Below are 14,731 nucleotides of genomic sequence, written 5' to 3'. Positions count from 1 at the left end.
TTCCTCCTACCGCAGGTCGTACGCCTCGCGCGCCACGAGCACCTCCTCGATGTGCTGTTCAGCCCAACGTCCGAGGGCCGTCAAAGGCTCGCGGAGCGTGAGCCCCAGGGGCGTCAGGTCGTACTCGACGCGGGGCGGCATCTCGTCATAGGCCGTCCGCGTGAGAAGGCCATCGCGCTCCAGATCGCGAAGGGTCTCGGCGAGTACCTTCGCGCTGATGCCGCCGACGCGGTCTCGGATCGTTCCGAATCGCGCCGGCCCCTCGCTCAAGGCGATCATGATCATCGCGGTCCACTTGTTGGCTACCCGCGCCAACGATGTGCGTGAAGGACACGTCGCCAGCATCACATTCCAGACGGGATCAGGCATTTCGGAAACCCACTCCCTTAGTTACGTTGAGGTAACAGCTTACCATATGTAACTATTAGCACATACCGCTCAGCTAAGGAGAGAATCATGACTGACACCACCCCCACCGGCATCGCCACCACCTACTTCGATGCGCTCGCCCAGGGAGACATTCCCACTGTGATGGCGCAGTTCAGCCCTGACGTCGTCTGGCACCAGCCCGGCGGACACCAGTTCTCAGGCCTGCACGCGGGCGTCGACGGCGTTGGCGCCCTCCTCGGCGGCATGATGGAGGCGAGCGAAGGAAGCTTCGCCCTCGTCGTCACCGGTCCGGCGATGGTCAACGGCGAGATGGTCGCGCTTCCCGTGCGCTTCTCCGGCACCCGCACGGGCGCCTCGATGGACATGGCCGGCGTCGACCTGCTCACGGTCCGCGACGGGAAGATCATCGCCGTACACCTGTTCTCCGAAGACGGCGCCAGCGAAGACGCATTCTGGGGTCAGGCCTGACCCCAGGCGACGCTACGATGCCGCCCGGCGACATCAGCGCCGAGCAGCATCGTAGTCTCCCATCTCACACCATGATGCGGCTAGTATCCACGGGGATCGGACGCGCGATGCACAGCACTCAGCAATGACCCGTGAACGGATCTCTGCTCCGCGATCTCACTGAACCCGGCAGTCTCGAACAGTTGACGCAGGCTTGACGGCGGCCCCCCGGACGGGGGTGTGAAGGCGCAGACCACAGGAGCGCCGTCTCGCAATACTCGTCGCACCTCAGCCAGACCCGCAAGGGGGTCGGGCCAGAAGTGCAGGTTGTCGACGAAGATCGCGGCATCGAACTGCTCGTCCGGCAACGGGAGCGTGCCAGCTGTGCCCGCGAGCAGGTGCAGGCGTCCGCCTTCGATGGCTGTGGCATTCCGCATGGCGGCATGCCGGTGGCTCACCTTCGAGGGATCTACTCCGACGATCTCTCCCTGGGAGTAGGTGCTCAGCAACACCTCGAGTCCGACGCCGGGACCGAACCCGATCTCGAGCACCCGCGCCCGGGGGTCATTGATGCCCAGCAGCGCCACCGCCTCCAACGCCATTCCGCGCCCTGCCTGCGCCATTGTGCGCAGGCCTCTCTCACCCGCGGCACCAGCGGGCCGGACGAACATGTCATTCATAAGACCAGTCTCGCGTGCCGACGGAGGAGCGGGGCCGCCGCCATCGAGATCCCCCGAACCGATCCGTCGAATCGACGCATCATCCGTTCATCAGTACCAGCATCCATCCCATGCCGGCAGCCATGGCGATATGGCAGACAGAGTGGATGCGGTGATGCGGCGAACGGAACAGACGCCAGATCCACCAGACGGTGGCCGCCGCGCACAGCACGATGAAGCCGACGTTCGCGATGTCCGCCCACGCCGGTGTCGTCTCGATCATGAGCCCGCCGCCGCCGTGGTGCCCCGCATGGGCTCCACCGGCGTCGTCGGACATATCCATCCCCGCCATGAGGAGCGGCATCGCGGCGAGCATCCAGATCATGGCGACGTCGAGCACGATGTGGCCGACGAGATCGACAGCCTGCGCGCCCTTCGCTCCGCGGAAAGAGGGCAGGAGCGCCAGCGCCAGGACGGCGAAGATGGCGACCTGCGCCCACGTCACGGCGTCCCACACCGTCCACCAGGTCATGACGATCATCGCGACGCTCATGATGCCGTGCGTGATGTCGATCAGGTCGGAGTCCGTGAGACCGGCGTCGCGTCTTCTCCTCGACCGGTCGGCGAGACCTGCGAAGCAGATGACGGCGGTCACGACGAAGAGCAGAGTGAGGATGACATTCCAGGGTGCGGCGATCACGAAGCCAGTTTAGTACTACATTATGTAGATATCCGATTCCGCCCATTGAAAGGCCGCGATGATGACCACGACCGAGATCGAGTCGACGGGCACGCCGGCGAAGGCACCGAGTCCCCGCACCCTGAAGATCAACTGGTTCGGCGCCTTCTGGCGCTGGCACTTCTATGGCGCACTCCTGGTGATACCCGTGCTCTTCGTCCTCGCCGTGACCGGCATGACGTACCTGTTCCGCGCGCAGATCGACGCCGCGATGCACCCGGGCGTCATCACGGTCGCCGTCCCGGACGGAGCGGAACGACTCCCCCTCTCCGCCCAGCAGGAGGCGGTCGTGGCGGAGTTCCCCGACCGTTCGGTCGTCTCGCTGTTCGACAGTCTCGGTGACCGATCGACCGTCTTCGTCACCGAGCTTGCCGACGGCACCACCCAGAACGTCTACGTGGACCCGTACCGGGCCGTGGTCACGGGTTCGCTGACCGACGACCAGCTCATCTCAGACGTGTTCATCCGCATCCACGGGAATCTCCTGGCAGGAGACTTCGGCGATCGGCTGATGGAGCTCGGCGCCAGTTGGGCGATCGTGCTGACGATCACCGGATTCCTGATCTTCTTCCTGGGGCGCAAACCGCGAAAGCTCGCAACGCAGAAGAAGGTGAAAGGATCGCGACTGCGCAGCGCCCACGCCCTCGTCGGCCTGCCGGTCGGTCTGGGGATCCTGATGCTCGTCACCTCCGGACTCCCCTGGACCGGACTGTGGGGCAGCGTGTCCGAAGAGGTCGCGGCAACCGGCGGGTCTTCCTTCTGGGGAGCCGATCCGGGCGCGGAGTCCACCATGAAAGACCTCATCGAGCAGACGGACGGCTCTAGCGCGCCCGCAGGCTGGGCAGTGGGCATGGGCCCGACAGGACAGAGCACGGGCCAGGGCGCAGGCGTCTCGATCGACGCTGCCATCTCGGCCGCCGAGGCCGAGGGTGCACCGAGCCCGTACTACGTGATCTATCCCGTGGACGACGCCGGCGTCTTCAGCGTGATGAGCAGCCAGTGGTACCAGCAGGGCAACCCGGCGGAGTCCGATGTCACCCTCGAGCAGACGGTCCACGTCGATCAGTACTCCGGCGAGGTCGTCGCACAGTACGGCTACGACGACTACAGCCCGCTCGCCCAGGTCGTCTCCCACGGAATCGCGATCCACGAAGGGCGGCACTTCGGCCCCATCAACACGATCCTGACGACGCTCTTCTGCCTCGCCGTGATCTTCATGTGCATCTCCGCGCCCATCATGTGGTGGCGTCGCCGCGGCACCGCGAGCGGCATGGCAGCGCCGCGCGCGCGACTCCCCCTCTTCGGCAACATCGCTCTGCTCGTCGGCGTGGTCGCCCTGGGCATCTTCCTGCCGATGTTCGGCTTGTCGGTGCTTGTGATCCTGGCCGTCGATCAGCTGCTCATCCGTCGCATCCCCGCCTGGCGGAAGTTCTTCGGCACCGTGTGAGACAGCACCGCATGAAACAGTGATGGTCTCGGTCGCCCTGTGCGCCCGAGACCATCACTGTTTCCAGATCACTGGTTCCGCTGTTTCAGATGTCGAGTTCGAGCTCCGGCGTGAGAGATCGCGAGCAGCACACGTTGATACGGGAATGCGCATCAGGGCCCTGCCCACTCTGCGTGTGGTCTCGGTGGTCGGGAGTCCCCCGCAGCACCGTCGTAACACACGATCCGCAGATCCCCTGCCCGCACGACCGGTAGGTCTCATAGCCGTGGCGCTCGAGCACCTCAGCGATCGACTCGGTGGCCTCCACCCTCATGGTCTGCCCGGTCGATGCGGCGACCACCGTGAACGCTTCATCGGCATCCGACGCGGAAGGCGCGGCGTCGGACGAGAAGCGCTCTGTCACGAACTGGTCCGCGCGCCAGCCCGCCTCGAGTGCCCGCTCTCTCGCGAGCGTGATGAATCCATCCGGCCCGCACGCATAGATCATGCCCTCGACAGTCGGTTCGAAGAGACCCTGAGGCCCGCTGGCTCGGAAGGAGTCACCGTCGTAACTGAAGTGCGTGAAAATCGATGACGCATAGGGGTGCGATCGCAGTTGTTCATGAAGCGGGAGGGCGGCGGCGCTCGCGGCGTACGCGTGCAGCTCGAAAGCACTTCCTGCTCGGTACAGCGACGCGGCCATCGACACGAGCGGTGTGATGCCCACCCCGCCGGACAGAAGAAGCGATGTCGATACCCCCGACGCCATCGCGAAGGTGTTGCGTGGCGGCGAGATGTGAAGGCGATCGCCGACGCGGACGTTCTCATGCACGTGACGCGACGCGCCACGCCCATCATCTTCCTTCTGCACGCAGACCGAGATGATTCCCTCATCCGGTGCCACATCCACGAGGGAGTACTGACGAATCAGCGTCTCCGTCAGATGCAGATCGACGTGCGCGCCCGGGTCGGGCGCGATCGCTCGTCCGGTGTCCACCAGGCGCAGGCTCAGCAGCACCGCGCGGTCAGAGACGAGTGTCCGATCAGCGACTACCACCTCCATCCGTGGCGACGAAGCCCGCCGATCCTGGGTGCGGTCCCGTTTGCGCAATGCCGAGAAACGTTTCATCTCTCGACTCCTCTCTCCCGACTGCGGCATGACCACCGCCTACTTCTGATGGATCGCAACGACGACGGCGGGCCCTGGTGACGACCATGGCCCGCCGTTGTCTATTCAGTTGCGGTTCGAAATAACTCTACAACAAGTAGTGGTGATTTGTGGCGGGCAGAGCGCGATCAGACGGCGAGGTCTCGCAACCAGGCCTCAACGGTGCGCGGAGTGATTCCGAGGAGCTTCTGCGCCGAGCGCTCCTCGTCGATCACTTCTCCGGGCTGGGTCCACCGGAAGTGATACGAGTCGACCACAGGCCTGGCCGCATCCGCACCGAACATCGGGATGATCAGCTCACCGTAAGCCTCAGGCTCCTGCGCCTCGAACACGACAGGCTTGCCGAAGTACCGGGCGAAGCCCTCCGCGAGATCCGCGCCGAACTGAGGCGGAAGGGCGCCGGCAGTGACCACGCCCGTCACAGAGTTATCCGTCAACAGCGCGACGGCGATATCGGCCATGTCCAGGTGCGAAACCCACGACACCGGGTAGTCATCGCGAATCGGGTAGCGCAGCGCTCCGTCTTCACGAGCTGGGCCCAGCGTGACCGGAAGCAAGAGGTTCTCCAGGAAGATGCGGGGCGCGATGACCGCGTACGAGACGCCAGACTCCGCCAAAGCCGCCGCCAGCATGCCGTGCGCCGTCAACGTTCCATCGCGAAGCTCGGTCGGGTAGCCGCTGGTCGAGAACACGACTCGACCAGGACGCGCCTGGACGACGGCTTCACCGATCTTCTGGGCGTAAGAGACCTGCTGATCGGGACTCGCGAGTGGCAGGTGCACGAAGACCGCCTCAGCGCCCGCGTACGCCCGAACCAACGATTCCACCGAGTCGTTGTCGATGGACAGTGCCGGCCCCGTCACCTTCGTGCTGTCTCGAACTGCAGCTGTCGGGTGATGCCCCGCCGCCCGAAGAGCAGCGAGAACAGGGGAACCTTGGGCGCCGGTGGCGCCATGCACGATAATTGCCATACCTCCATTAATGCATACGACGCATTGGTTCTGTCAACTGCATTAATGGAGAATCGAATCAACCCGTGGAGTCCATAGCCAAGCGCAGACCCGAGTTGACCGTCGCGCTCTGCGCGGGTGTCGTGGCCGACGGGACATCTGCCGGCCACGACACCCTGGTATTCACGTTCAGTCGGAGATGACTCCGCCATAGTTCAGGCCGAACCCGTAGTCGTAGATGCTGCCGACGGTGTCGGTGTACGGCGTCATGTCCTTCGGGACGTCCTCGAACTGGGCCTCGACCGTCTCCATGTCAGCGGGGAACTGAATGGGCAGACGCCCCTTCGGCTCGTGCATTCCGATCGCGACTTCGATGAGCGAACGATCGCTCGTCCCGAAGCCGACCAGGATCGCGTCCGCGTTCGGCTCGAACTCGGCCGGGATGGTCGCATTGACGGCCTTGAGCACCGTGACCACCGGGATCTCCTTGCCCGAGGCCTCGACGGCAGCGACCGCACGCTCGAAGGCGTCGAGGTCGGCGCTGTTGAGAACCTTCGACTCGGCACCGAAGTACCCGCGGTTCTCCTTCGAGCCATCCGCGAGGATGTCACCGCTGATAGACGTCTTACGTACGCTCTCGCCGTCAGCGACATAGGGACGGTATTGCAGCGACAGTGGGTAGTACGCTCCCGTGTCGGGGTCCATGCCCGGGCCATCGAACTCTTCGCCGTTGTCAGGGCTGTTCATTCCGACCAGTACGAGATCGACATCCGAGAGGTCGGGCGCCGTGTAGCTGGTGACGACCCCGTCAGCATCCATCACGGCTTCATCTGTGACCACGGTGCCGAAGTATTCTTCCGCGATCTCGAGATCGATGCCTGCGTACTCCTTGTACTCGGCGGGACCGAAGACTCCGGGCAACCCGATGTTGTACGAACGCGGGATGTAGACGGTCTTGTCCGACCAGTCATCCGCCTTCGCTGCGGCGATGGTCTCATCTTCGTTCTTGAGCATGACGACCGAGTCGAGCTGGGCTGCGTAGCCGGCATCCACCTTGTCCTTGCTCGCGAGCTCCTTCTTCGAGACCTCGGGGTCGACGAACGCGTTCTCGTACAGTCCTGGCGTGAACATCATCATCAGAATCCGCGATGCCGACTCGCGGAACCGCGTCTCGGCGTCGATCTCGCGCTCACCGGCCTCGAACTCCTGCTGCCAGAGATCGGCTGCTTCGAGAATGTGAGTGGAGTCGTTGACCCCTCCGAACATGTCGTGCCCGGTCGTGAGCACGGTGAGGTAGCGCTCGGGCAACGACATCGCTTCGGCCCCCCAGGCCATACCGATCGTCCCCTCCCCGTCCTCCACTGAGTCCATGACACCCCAGTCGGTGACCACGACGCCGTCATAGCCGTTGTCGTCGCGCAGCACCGACAGACGGCCGGCGTCGTACGCCGATCCCGTGCGGTCGTCGAACAGCGCGTCGCCGTTGGCATCCAGCGCAACCCCGTAGGCCGTCATGACGGCGGCCGCGTCGAGCGCACCGAGGAACGGAGCGATCTGCTCGTCGAAGTTGTCACCCGGGTAGACCCCGTACTTGCCCTGGTCGGTGTGCGCCTCGCGCCCACCCTCGCCGGGCCCGTCACCTGACCAGTGCTTGATCATGGCGTTGACGAAATTGTTGGTGCCCGACTCCGGATCGACGGAGCCCTGGAATCCATCCACATACGCAGATGCGAGCTCGGTGACCTGATCGACGTCCTCGCCGAACGTACCTCCGACGCGAAGCCAACGTGGCTCAGTCGCGAGGTCGATCTGCGGGCTGAGCGCCGTGGCGATGCCCAGAGCGCGATACTCCGCAGCGGTCATCTCGCCGAACTGACGCACGTACTCCGGGTCGAAGGTCGCCGCCAATCCGAGGTTCGACGGCCAGCGGGAGATGTCGCTTCCCTTGGCGTTGTATCCACCCGTTCCTGCTGTGGAGCGGGGGTCGGTGCTGAAGTTCACGGGGACATAGGGCATGTCGGCGGAGGCGAGACCCTCCACGTGGGCCTGCATCTCGTTCACCCACGGAACCGTCTCATCGATGACGCTGCCTGCGGCGTTGAGCACGTTGCGCACGTTGCCGTCTTCGAGATACGTCTTCTGAGGATCGGTCAGGCCGTCACCCGGGGAGCGTTCATGCGTGCTCACGAGCATCAGTCCGGCGATCTGCTCGATGGACATGCCAGCCGCGATATCGTCCGCACGTTCACGGTCGTCGAGACGCCAGTCTTCCCACTTGTCGAGCTTGCCGTTGGCGTTCATGTCCTTGAAGGCCAACGTCGCGCCATCGTCCTCGACCTCGATGAGTTCGACCGGCCCATCGGCGGCGAAAGACAGCGTCTTTCCACCGCGAGGGTTCTCCACGACCGTGAAAGTCGTGGTGCCGTCGTTCACCTCACGAGTCGAGTACTCGGACGGTTCTGCCACCGAGCAACCTATGAGCGTGACGGCAAGACCTATCCCGGTGATTGCAGCAATTCCCTTTTTTGACTCGGCCTTCATTGGCCTGTCCCTTCGTCATGGGGATGCTCCTCACGAGGTGGCACTCCCGAACCTCGACCCCGCCTCTGGAGCCGTAGCACCCCGCCCGTGATCCATTCCATGGCCGAGGCCGAGGAATGCATCAGAGGGGATTTATCGCCTTATTCAGATTCACATCGCGGCGCGGACCGCACCCGTCTCACCGCATATTCGGTCGGTTTCGGCGCATATCCTGTCCGAGCGGCACCGCGCGATGACGCTCGTGCGCCATGCACGGCCTCACGAGACGATGGAGTACTCACGTGCGGGAACCACCACGACAGCGTCCTCACGGCGGAAGATGAGCTTGAAGATCGGGAAGAACACCGCGCACGAGATGAGTGCGTTGATCAACATTGTGACGGCGTCTGCTGTGGCCTCCCCCGCTGCGCCCATTCCCCAGGACGTGATGAACAGACTGTAGATCGGCCCCTTGTAAAGGCCCTGGAATGCGGCGGCACCGAAGGTGATCACGACGAAGGCGATCAGGTACCAGAACGCCGCCCACCAGGGGTTGCTGTTGGACTTGAACGTGATGTTCCGCTGGGCGAAGAAGTTCAGGATCTGCGCCACGGCAAGAGTGATCTGGACTGCGAGGAAGTACGCCAGACCACCCCCACCCTCGGGAATGGGGCCGGCCGGATAGTCGAAGATGAAGTAGTCGCCGAGTGGCAGCGCACGAAACGTCACGTCTTCGAGCGTCGTGGTTCCGAGCCAGATTCGCACGAGCGGCATCATCACGAGCTGCAGGACCGTCATTCCGACGTTGAGCGCAGAGAAGATGATCAGCTGTGACCATGTGGGTCGGGCGAGGGCGAAGTCGTGCCAACGTCGAGTAAGGGTGCGGGACATCTGAGCAGTCAAGCAAGTGGGCGCTCACCCCCAGGAACAGGCTCATGATCTGTCGGATCATCCGCACGAATTGCGCGTTCGACCTCGCTAGCGCTCATCCTCGTGTGCCCGGAGCCCCCGGAGGACGAATTCGCAGCGCCGAAGGTACTCGGCCCGGGAAGAATCGGTCTGTCGCGCGATCACACCGCGTTCCCAGATCACGCCGTGGAGATCATCCTCGGTGAGGTCGCGGCGGATTCTTCCCGAGGACTGTGCACCCTCGAGGAGTTCCAGCGCGAACGTACGTGCACGATCACACAGCGCGATGAGAACCTCGGAGTCGGGTGATACCCGCAGGAGCACATCATTCGCCGCCGGTTCATCGAACTGCAGCGACCACACCCGCAGCAGATACTGCTCGAACCGCTCCGCGGGAGCGGCCTCCAAAGCACCTACATCTCGGATGATCTCATCGACCTGAGTAGCGACGAGTTCGTCGATCACGGAATCGATCAAACCCGCCCGGCTGCCGAAGCGGTGATAGATCGTCCCCTTGGCCTTGCCTGCGACCCGAGCGACCTCTTCTAAAGGCGAGGTCAAACCGTTCGCACGGAACACCTCCAAAGCAGCCTGGCGAATGACCTCGACGTTGTGCCGCGCGTCAGCCCGCATCGCCGCCCACCACCCTCATCAAGAAGGCACGACGGCATCGTCGATCGTCTGCCACGTCGACGCCAGAGCGCGCTCGAATGCCGCCTTCGGCTGCGCGCCCGAGAGCGCGAGTCGACCGTCGAACAGGAAGTAGGGCACGCCCTGAACCCCGAGCGATCGGGCACGCGAGATGTCCTCGGTCACCTCGTCGTCGTAGTCCGTCCCTTCGACGACCGCACGAACGTCGATCTCGCTCAAGCCCACCCCGCCGGCAAGTTCCGCCAGCACCGCCGCATCCGCGACATCGCGACCCTCGGAGAAGTGCGCCCGGAACAGCGCCTCGACCATCGCATCACCGGCTCCATGAGCAGCCGCGTAGTGGATGACCCGGTGCGCGCTGCGCGTGCTGATGGTCAGCACGTTCTCGAAGTCGTACTCGATGCCCGCCTCCGCTCCGCGTGTCGCCAACTCCCGGCGGCCAGCCTGCATCTGTTCGGTCGGGACGCCCCTCTCCCTCATCAGCGATTCGAGATCGGTCGGGTGGTCGGCCGGAAGGTCGGGCATCAGCAGGAAACTCCGGTGACGGACGCTGATGCGATCTGCGTGCGGCGAATCGGCGATCGCCTGCTGCAACAGAGAGTGTCCGAGATAGCAGAAGGGGCACATGATGTCACTCCACACCTCGACGGTGAGGACCGGGCGCGAGTTCTGCGGCGAAGCGTTCATGCGCAGTATCCGTTGATGTCGCACACGCCATACGCTCCGTCGTCGATCAGAACGATCTCGGGAGCCTCCTCTACGGCCGACGTCTCCTGATGCACCTGCTGAGTACTTGACTTCATGGGCAAGAACTTAGACTTTTCTTGACCAGGTTGTCAACTTAGACCCGACATCTGATCTCTGCACTCCCCCGACCGGCGGACTACTCCGCTACGGCCTGCCGCCGGTCCTCCTGCGTCGATGATGTCCACGCATAGGGAAGGAACTTCCCGTCGATCCTCACCACCACACGATCTCCATCAGGATGCGCCACCCGATCCAGAGTGATGCTGCAGTTGATCGCGCTCATGATGCCATCGCCGAACTCATCGTGGATGAGCGATTTGAGAGCCGGACCGTACACCTGCACGAGCTCATGGAAGCGATAGATGGTCGGATCCTGCGAGACGTCGTGGCTCGGGACCCGCGTGGGCTGCCGGACGAGCGCGTCAACGACGTCATCGTCCAGCGCCAAGGCATCCCCCAGCTGCTCGGCCTCCCGTTCGGGGATCGGATGCGCCCCGAGTGCGGCCGCGGCGGTCCACACGGGCGGCCGCCCCAGAAGCTGGGCGAGATCACGCCAGGACAGCCGCTGTCGCCGACGACGCTCATCGACCAGGTATCCGGCATCCTCCTTGCTGATCACTCCGCGTGCCCTGCCGCGTAGTAGTCGTTGCCGCGCGAGAACTCCACGAACGTGCACGCGATGTCGCCCACGGACCAGGCGTCATGCCCGGGCGGGAGCAACATGACGTCTCCCGCGGAGAACTCTTCCTGCTCACCGTCCGCCATCAGGACCGCGAGCGTTCCCGCGATCACGAGGGCGACGTGCGGAAGTTCGCAGTCCTCCGTTCCCGCGTACTCCTTGAGGTCGTTCGACCATTTCGCCCCGACGCCGAACGTCACCTGCGTCACCTCGACGCCGTCCAGAGTCGCGGTGCGCTTCGAGATGAGCCCGTGACCGTCCGCCGGAATGTCTGCGAGAGTGGCCTTCTGCATCGCCGTGTTGTACGTCATGTCGTGATCCTTCCGTCGGCTTGCGCCATGTCCAGTGAATGCTCCGATCACATCATCGCGGCCCCCGTCGAAGAAGGAAGAACGCGCACGCCCTTCATGTCTTCGCGTTTCGTCGGTTCTGTAACACGACGGTCACATGCGCGACCCGACGGGGCAAAACCACTCCTCTAGCGTGAACGCATGGGTGAACGATGACCTCGGCGCGCGACCCGTGGACGGGTGCGGTGCTCGACGCCGTGCCCCATCCGATGCTGGTCATCGACGCGAGCGGAGGGGTCGCGCAGGTCAACCGTGCCGCGACCCGCATCCTGGGGTACCCGGATCCACGGGAGTTGAAAGGGCGAACCAGTCACGACGCCCTCCACCGTCACCGGGAAGACGGGACGCTGTATCCCGCCCACGAGTGCCCGATCGTCCGTGCCTCACCGGGGCGCTCACGGACGCCGGCGCGGGAGATCTTCATCGACCGGTCGGGACACGCGGTCCCCGTGACCTGGACCGTGTCGGCACTTCCCGATGCCTCCTACAAGCTCCTCTCTTTTCACGCAGCTATTGCCGGGGGCGCAGTACTCGCCCGACGGCTTCCGTCTGCCGCCGACATTCGCTCGCAGATCGCCGCGAGTTTCCGGGACCCCGACCTGACTCCGCTGCGCATCGCCGCGACCAATCACATGTCCGTGCGGGCCCTCCAGAGCATCCTGGCCGGCGACGGCATCTCGCCGGCCTCGCTGATCCGATCGGAGAGGCTGCGGCACGCAGCGGAGCTGCTCCGCAGAGGAATGCCACCCCGCGTGGCCGCGTACGAGTCAGGTTTCGGCGACCCCGATACGTTTTCACGTGCGTTCCGGCGACACTTCGGCGTCGCCCCCAGCGCGTACACGGCTCGCAGCCCCCGAGGAATCACGAGGGGGTGAGCACGCGAATTCGCTTCTTTACCTCCCCGGATCATTTTACCGACCGAGCGCACGGTCTGTATGCTAGATTGTGATCGATGCAATGCCGCGAGGATGCCGCACTGGCTGTCGTGGCGCTGACAGAGGGAGGCACCGGCGTGCTCATCGTGATCATCGCTCTCGGAGTAGTCATCGGGGCACTGACCGGGCTGTTGGGCGCCGGCGGTGGGATTCTGACCGTCCCCGCACTGGTGTACCTCGTGGGACTCCCCGTCTCCTCAGCGATATCGACCTCCCTCGTCGTGGGAGCGATCGGCCCTCTGGCCGCATTGGCCCCACGCCTGCGAGGCGGCGTGGACTGGAAGATGGTGTTGCCTGTCGCCGGCGCGGGCGTGGTAGCGGCATTCGGCGGCACACTCGTCGGCCGACTCATCTCGGAGGAGATGCTCCTCCTGCTCTTCGCCCTTCTGATGGTGACCTCCGGCGTACAGATGCTGCGCGGACGACCTCGCGCCACAGGGAACGACCGCCGACCGAAGCTGTGGGCCCTGCGGGGAATCGCTGTCGGGCTGCTCGTGGGGTTCCTGACCGGCCTGCTCGGCATCGGCGGCGGCTTCATCACCGTCCCCGCTCTGGTCTTCCTCCTCGGAATGTCCATGAGGCTGGCGATCGGCACTTCGCTGGTCGTCGCCATGATCAACTCGCTGGCAGGTATCGCTGCGCACGCGGGGGTCTCGAACCTCGACTGGGGGCTGATCATGGCCTTCGTCATCCCCTCGATGGCCGCATCGTTCTTGACAGCGCTTGTCGCGAAGCGCGTCAGCAACGCGTTCCTGCAAAAGGCCTTCGCCGTCATGGTCCTGACGGTCGCCGCGATCACGGTTGCGCAGGTGCTTCTGCCCTAGACCGTGTTGCTGAAGCCCGGGTGGTCGGGTTTCATGCTGATCGTGCGCAACGGAGCTGTCGGATGCGAAGATCGTCAGATGCAGGCACCAGCAGATTCTGAAGAGCTTCCAAAGTTCCGGTTTCACCCCAATGCCTATGACTTGGGGGCGTTCGAAAGTGTTGTCGGTAGATGTGACGCCTGCCGGAGCGACCGCACGCTGCGATACACGGGATCGTTCTATGCAGTCGACGAAGTGGAATACATCTGCCCGTGGTGCGTGGCCGACGGAACGGCCGCTCGTTTGTTCGATGGTGAGTTCTCGGACTACGCGGGCATTGAAGGCATCCCGCCCGAACCCGGCTCGCCAGCAACGGTTGACCTCGACGAGGCGATTGAAGTGTGCACACGCACGCCGTCCTACCCTTCGTGGCAGCAGGAGCAGTGGCCGTCGCACTGCGGCCGCCCCTGCGCCTTCATGGGTGACATCGGCGCGTCGGATCTCCCCCGCTACCAGGATGAGCCCGATTTCGCGGCCGACGTCGATGGTGGCCTGGGATGGGATCCGCCTCTGCTCCGCACACATCTGACGGCGGGCGGAGACCTCGCCGGCTACCTGTTCCAATGTCTGAGTTGCGGCGCTCATCGACTGCACGTCGACGCCAGCTGAGCTGACGGAAGCAGTGGAGCCGGGCCCTCAAGGAAGCGAAGGAGCGAGCTCCCAGCACACGCGGAGACCGGAGATGTGCGCGGATACCTGACTCACCATGTCGATGCGCCGGTCGACCAACCACTGCTGCTGGATGCCGTCGAGCACGGCGATCGTGTTCCCGACCAACAGCTCCGTCGGGGCATCCGCGCGGATCACGCCCGACTCCTTCCCCTGCTGCACGGCATCACCCAACCACGCACGTGCGCTGGCGTAGTGATCTCGCAGCCACTCATTTGCCGGGTGATCGGGCTCTGTGGCCTCCGCGGAAACGCGGACGAACACGCCCACCCATTCCGGGCGCGTCGAGTTGCGGGCCGTCAGAGGCACGAGAGCCTCGAACGCGTCCCACCCGAGTGGAACCGTGCCGTCGCCGAACAGGAATGCGTTGTCGTCCCGCTCCCGCTGCTCCAGAATCGCGGCCAGCAATGCCACCTTCGAGGGGAAGTGATGCAGCAGCCCCGACTGGGAGATTCCGCTGGCGGCCGCGACATCCGCGATCGACATCTTGTGAAAACCGACCTCGGCGATCTGTTCCACAGCGGTGCCGACGATCTGCTGCTGCGTCTCAGCGGCAGATCGTCTCACACGCCGTTTGCGGGTGTCAGGGGCGTATCTCGGCGGGAAGGACAAGGATACCTCTCTCGATG

General features: G+C 64.3%; 17 protein-coding genes. 5 read left to right on the top strand and 12 right to left on the bottom strand.

The window, feature by feature from the left end; translation table 11 throughout:
* Positions 1-6 precede the first annotated feature (6 nt).
* Complete coding sequence (locus ACIOTO_RS13320; protein WP_400858585.1) at positions 7-345, bottom strand: winged helix-turn-helix transcriptional regulator; 339 nt, start codon at positions 343-345, stop codon at positions 7-9.
* A gap of 111 nt (positions 346-456) precedes the next feature.
* On the opposite strand from ACIOTO_RS13320, the gene ACIOTO_RS13315 reads away from it, so the two are divergent.
* Positions 457-858 (top strand): nuclear transport factor 2 family protein, encoded by a 402-nt coding sequence (locus tag ACIOTO_RS13315; protein WP_400858237.1) that lies wholly within the window; start codon positions 457-459, stop codon positions 856-858.
* A gap of 80 nt (positions 859-938) precedes the next feature.
* On the opposite strand, the gene ACIOTO_RS13310 is transcribed toward ACIOTO_RS13315, so the two are convergent.
* On the bottom strand, positions 939-1,517 hold the full coding sequence (locus ACIOTO_RS13310; RefSeq protein WP_400858235.1) for a class I SAM-dependent methyltransferase: 579 nt from the start codon (positions 1,515-1,517) through the stop codon (positions 939-941).
* 79 nt (positions 1,518-1,596) lie between these two features.
* Entirely contained in the window at positions 1,597-2,196 is a 600-nt protein-coding gene (locus tag ACIOTO_RS13305) for a DUF5134 domain-containing protein (RefSeq protein ID WP_400858233.1), read from the bottom strand.
* A 61-nt stretch (positions 2,197-2,257) separates the two neighbouring features.
* Here ACIOTO_RS13305 and ACIOTO_RS13300 point away from each other — a divergent pair, with 61 nt between their 5' ends.
* A complete protein-coding gene (locus ACIOTO_RS13300) occupies positions 2,258-3,682 on the top strand; it encodes a PepSY-associated TM helix domain-containing protein (protein ID WP_400858231.1) in 1,425 nt (474 codons plus the stop codon).
* A gap of 85 nt (positions 3,683-3,767) precedes the next feature.
* On the opposite strand, the gene ACIOTO_RS13295 is transcribed toward ACIOTO_RS13300, so the two are convergent.
* The 8 genes from ACIOTO_RS13295 to ACIOTO_RS13260 form a co-directional block, all read right to left on the bottom strand.
* Positions 3,768-4,790 carry a PDR/VanB family oxidoreductase gene (locus ACIOTO_RS13295; protein WP_400858229.1) on the bottom strand — a complete coding sequence of 341 codons (1,023 nt, stop codon included), beginning with the start codon at positions 4,788-4,790 and terminating at the stop codon, positions 3,768-3,770.
* 167 nt (positions 4,791-4,957) lie between these two features.
* Positions 4,958-5,800, bottom strand: coding sequence for an SDR family oxidoreductase (locus ACIOTO_RS13290; protein ID WP_400858227.1), 843 nt, complete (start codon positions 5,798-5,800; stop codon positions 4,958-4,960).
* A 168-nt stretch (positions 5,801-5,968) separates the two neighbouring features.
* Positions 5,969-8,245, bottom strand: a complete 2,277-nt coding sequence (locus ACIOTO_RS13285) for a glycoside hydrolase family 3 N-terminal domain-containing protein (protein WP_400858225.1) — start codon at positions 8,243-8,245, stop codon at positions 5,969-5,971.
* 333 nt (positions 8,246-8,578) lie between these two features.
* The gene (locus tag ACIOTO_RS13280) at positions 8,579-9,190 is read right to left on the bottom strand and encodes a hypothetical protein (protein WP_400858224.1); all 612 of its coding nucleotides are present in this window, start codon (positions 9,188-9,190) and stop codon (positions 8,579-8,581) included.
* A gap of 87 nt (positions 9,191-9,277) precedes the next feature.
* Positions 9,278-9,841 (bottom strand): TetR/AcrR family transcriptional regulator, encoded by a 564-nt coding sequence (locus ACIOTO_RS13275; protein ID WP_311243628.1) that lies wholly within the window; start codon positions 9,839-9,841, stop codon positions 9,278-9,280.
* 18 nt (positions 9,842-9,859) lie between these two features.
* Positions 9,860-10,546 carry a DsbA family oxidoreductase gene (locus ACIOTO_RS13270; protein ID WP_400858222.1) on the bottom strand — a complete coding sequence of 229 codons (687 nt, stop codon included), beginning with the start codon at positions 10,544-10,546 and terminating at the stop codon, positions 9,860-9,862.
* A 196-nt stretch (positions 10,547-10,742) separates the two neighbouring features.
* A complete protein-coding gene (gene cynS, locus ACIOTO_RS13265) occupies positions 10,743-11,225 on the bottom strand; it encodes a cyanase (protein WP_400858220.1) in 483 nt (160 codons plus the stop codon).
* The gene (locus ACIOTO_RS13260) at positions 11,222-11,596 is read right to left on the bottom strand and encodes a hypothetical protein (RefSeq protein WP_400858219.1); all 375 of its coding nucleotides are present in this window, start codon (positions 11,594-11,596) and stop codon (positions 11,222-11,224) included. The genes cynS and ACIOTO_RS13260 overlap by 4 nt, the downstream gene beginning before the upstream one ends.
* Positions 11,597-11,787: 191 nt before the next feature.
* Between ACIOTO_RS13260 and ACIOTO_RS13255 the strand changes: the two genes are divergently transcribed.
* The 3 genes from ACIOTO_RS13255 to ACIOTO_RS13245 all read left to right on the top strand — a co-directional run bounded on the left by ACIOTO_RS13255 (position 11,788) and on the right by ACIOTO_RS13245 (position 14,042).
* Positions 11,788-12,510 carry a helix-turn-helix domain-containing protein gene (locus ACIOTO_RS13255; RefSeq protein WP_400858217.1) on the top strand — a complete coding sequence of 241 codons (723 nt, stop codon included), beginning with the start codon at positions 11,788-11,790 and terminating at the stop codon, positions 12,508-12,510.
* A 77-nt stretch (positions 12,511-12,587) separates the two neighbouring features.
* Positions 12,588-13,394: a sulfite exporter TauE/SafE family protein gene (locus ACIOTO_RS13250; protein ID WP_400858215.1), complete on the top strand. Its 807-nt coding sequence runs from the start codon at positions 12,588-12,590 to the stop codon at positions 13,392-13,394.
* 33 nt (positions 13,395-13,427) lie between these two features.
* Positions 13,428-14,042, top strand: coding sequence for a CbrC family protein (locus ACIOTO_RS13245; protein WP_400858213.1), 615 nt, complete (start codon positions 13,428-13,430; stop codon positions 14,040-14,042).
* A gap of 27 nt (positions 14,043-14,069) precedes the next feature.
* Here the strand turns inward: ACIOTO_RS13245 and ACIOTO_RS13240 are convergent, their stop codons facing one another.
* Positions 14,070-14,669 (bottom strand): TetR/AcrR family transcriptional regulator, encoded by a 600-nt coding sequence (locus ACIOTO_RS13240; RefSeq protein WP_400858211.1) that lies wholly within the window; start codon positions 14,667-14,669, stop codon positions 14,070-14,072.
* Positions 14,670-14,731: the final 62 nt, after the last annotated feature.

The sequence above is a fragment of the Microbacterium sp. NPDC087592 genome (genome assembly GCF_044743585.1).
GTDB lineage: Bacteria > Actinomycetota > Actinomycetes > Actinomycetales > Microbacteriaceae > Microbacterium.
The sequence above is the reverse complement of the archived record's forward strand: the minus strand, read 5'-3'. Positions and strand labels throughout refer to the sequence as shown.

Excerpts from the sequence above, each read along its gene's own strand:
- ACIOTO_RS13320 (WP_400858585.1), bottom strand. The coding sequence starts at position 345 with ATGCTGGCGACGTGTCCTTCACGCACATCGTTGGCGCGGGTAGCCAAC.
- ACIOTO_RS13315 (WP_400858237.1), top strand. The coding sequence starts at position 457 with ATGACTGACACCACCCCCACCGGCATCGCCACCACCTACTTCGATGCG.
- ACIOTO_RS13310 (WP_400858235.1), bottom strand. The coding sequence starts at position 1,517 with ATGAATGACATGTTCGTCCGGCCCGCTGGTGCCGCGGGTGAGAGAGGC.
- ACIOTO_RS13300 (WP_400858231.1), top strand. The coding sequence starts at position 2,258 with ATGACCACGACCGAGATCGAGTCGACGGGCACGCCGGCGAAGGCACCG.
- ACIOTO_RS13295 (WP_400858229.1), bottom strand. The coding sequence starts at position 4,790 with ATGAAACGTTTCTCGGCATTGCGCAAACGGGACCGCACCCAGGATCGG.
- ACIOTO_RS13290 (WP_400858227.1), bottom strand. The coding sequence starts at position 5,800 with ATGGCAATTATCGTGCATGGCGCCACCGGCGCCCAAGGTTCCCCTGTT.
- ACIOTO_RS13280 (WP_400858224.1), bottom strand. The coding sequence starts at position 9,190 with ATGTCCCGCACCCTTACTCGACGTTGGCACGACTTCGCCCTCGCCCGA.
- ACIOTO_RS13275 (WP_311243628.1), bottom strand. The coding sequence starts at position 9,841 with ATGCGGGCTGACGCGCGGCACAACGTCGAGGTCATTCGCCAGGCTGCT.
- ACIOTO_RS13270 (WP_400858222.1), bottom strand. The coding sequence starts at position 10,546 with ATGAACGCTTCGCCGCAGAACTCGCGCCCGGTCCTCACCGTCGAGGTG.
- ACIOTO_RS13260 (WP_400858219.1), bottom strand. The coding sequence starts at position 11,596 with ATGACGTACAACACGGCGATGCAGAAGGCCACTCTCGCAGACATTCCG.
- ACIOTO_RS13255 (WP_400858217.1), top strand. The coding sequence starts at position 11,788 with ATGACCTCGGCGCGCGACCCGTGGACGGGTGCGGTGCTCGACGCCGTG.
- ACIOTO_RS13250 (WP_400858215.1), top strand. The coding sequence starts at position 12,588 with ATGCAATGCCGCGAGGATGCCGCACTGGCTGTCGTGGCGCTGACAGAG.
- ACIOTO_RS13245 (WP_400858213.1), top strand. The coding sequence starts at position 13,428 with ATGCTGATCGTGCGCAACGGAGCTGTCGGATGCGAAGATCGTCAGATG.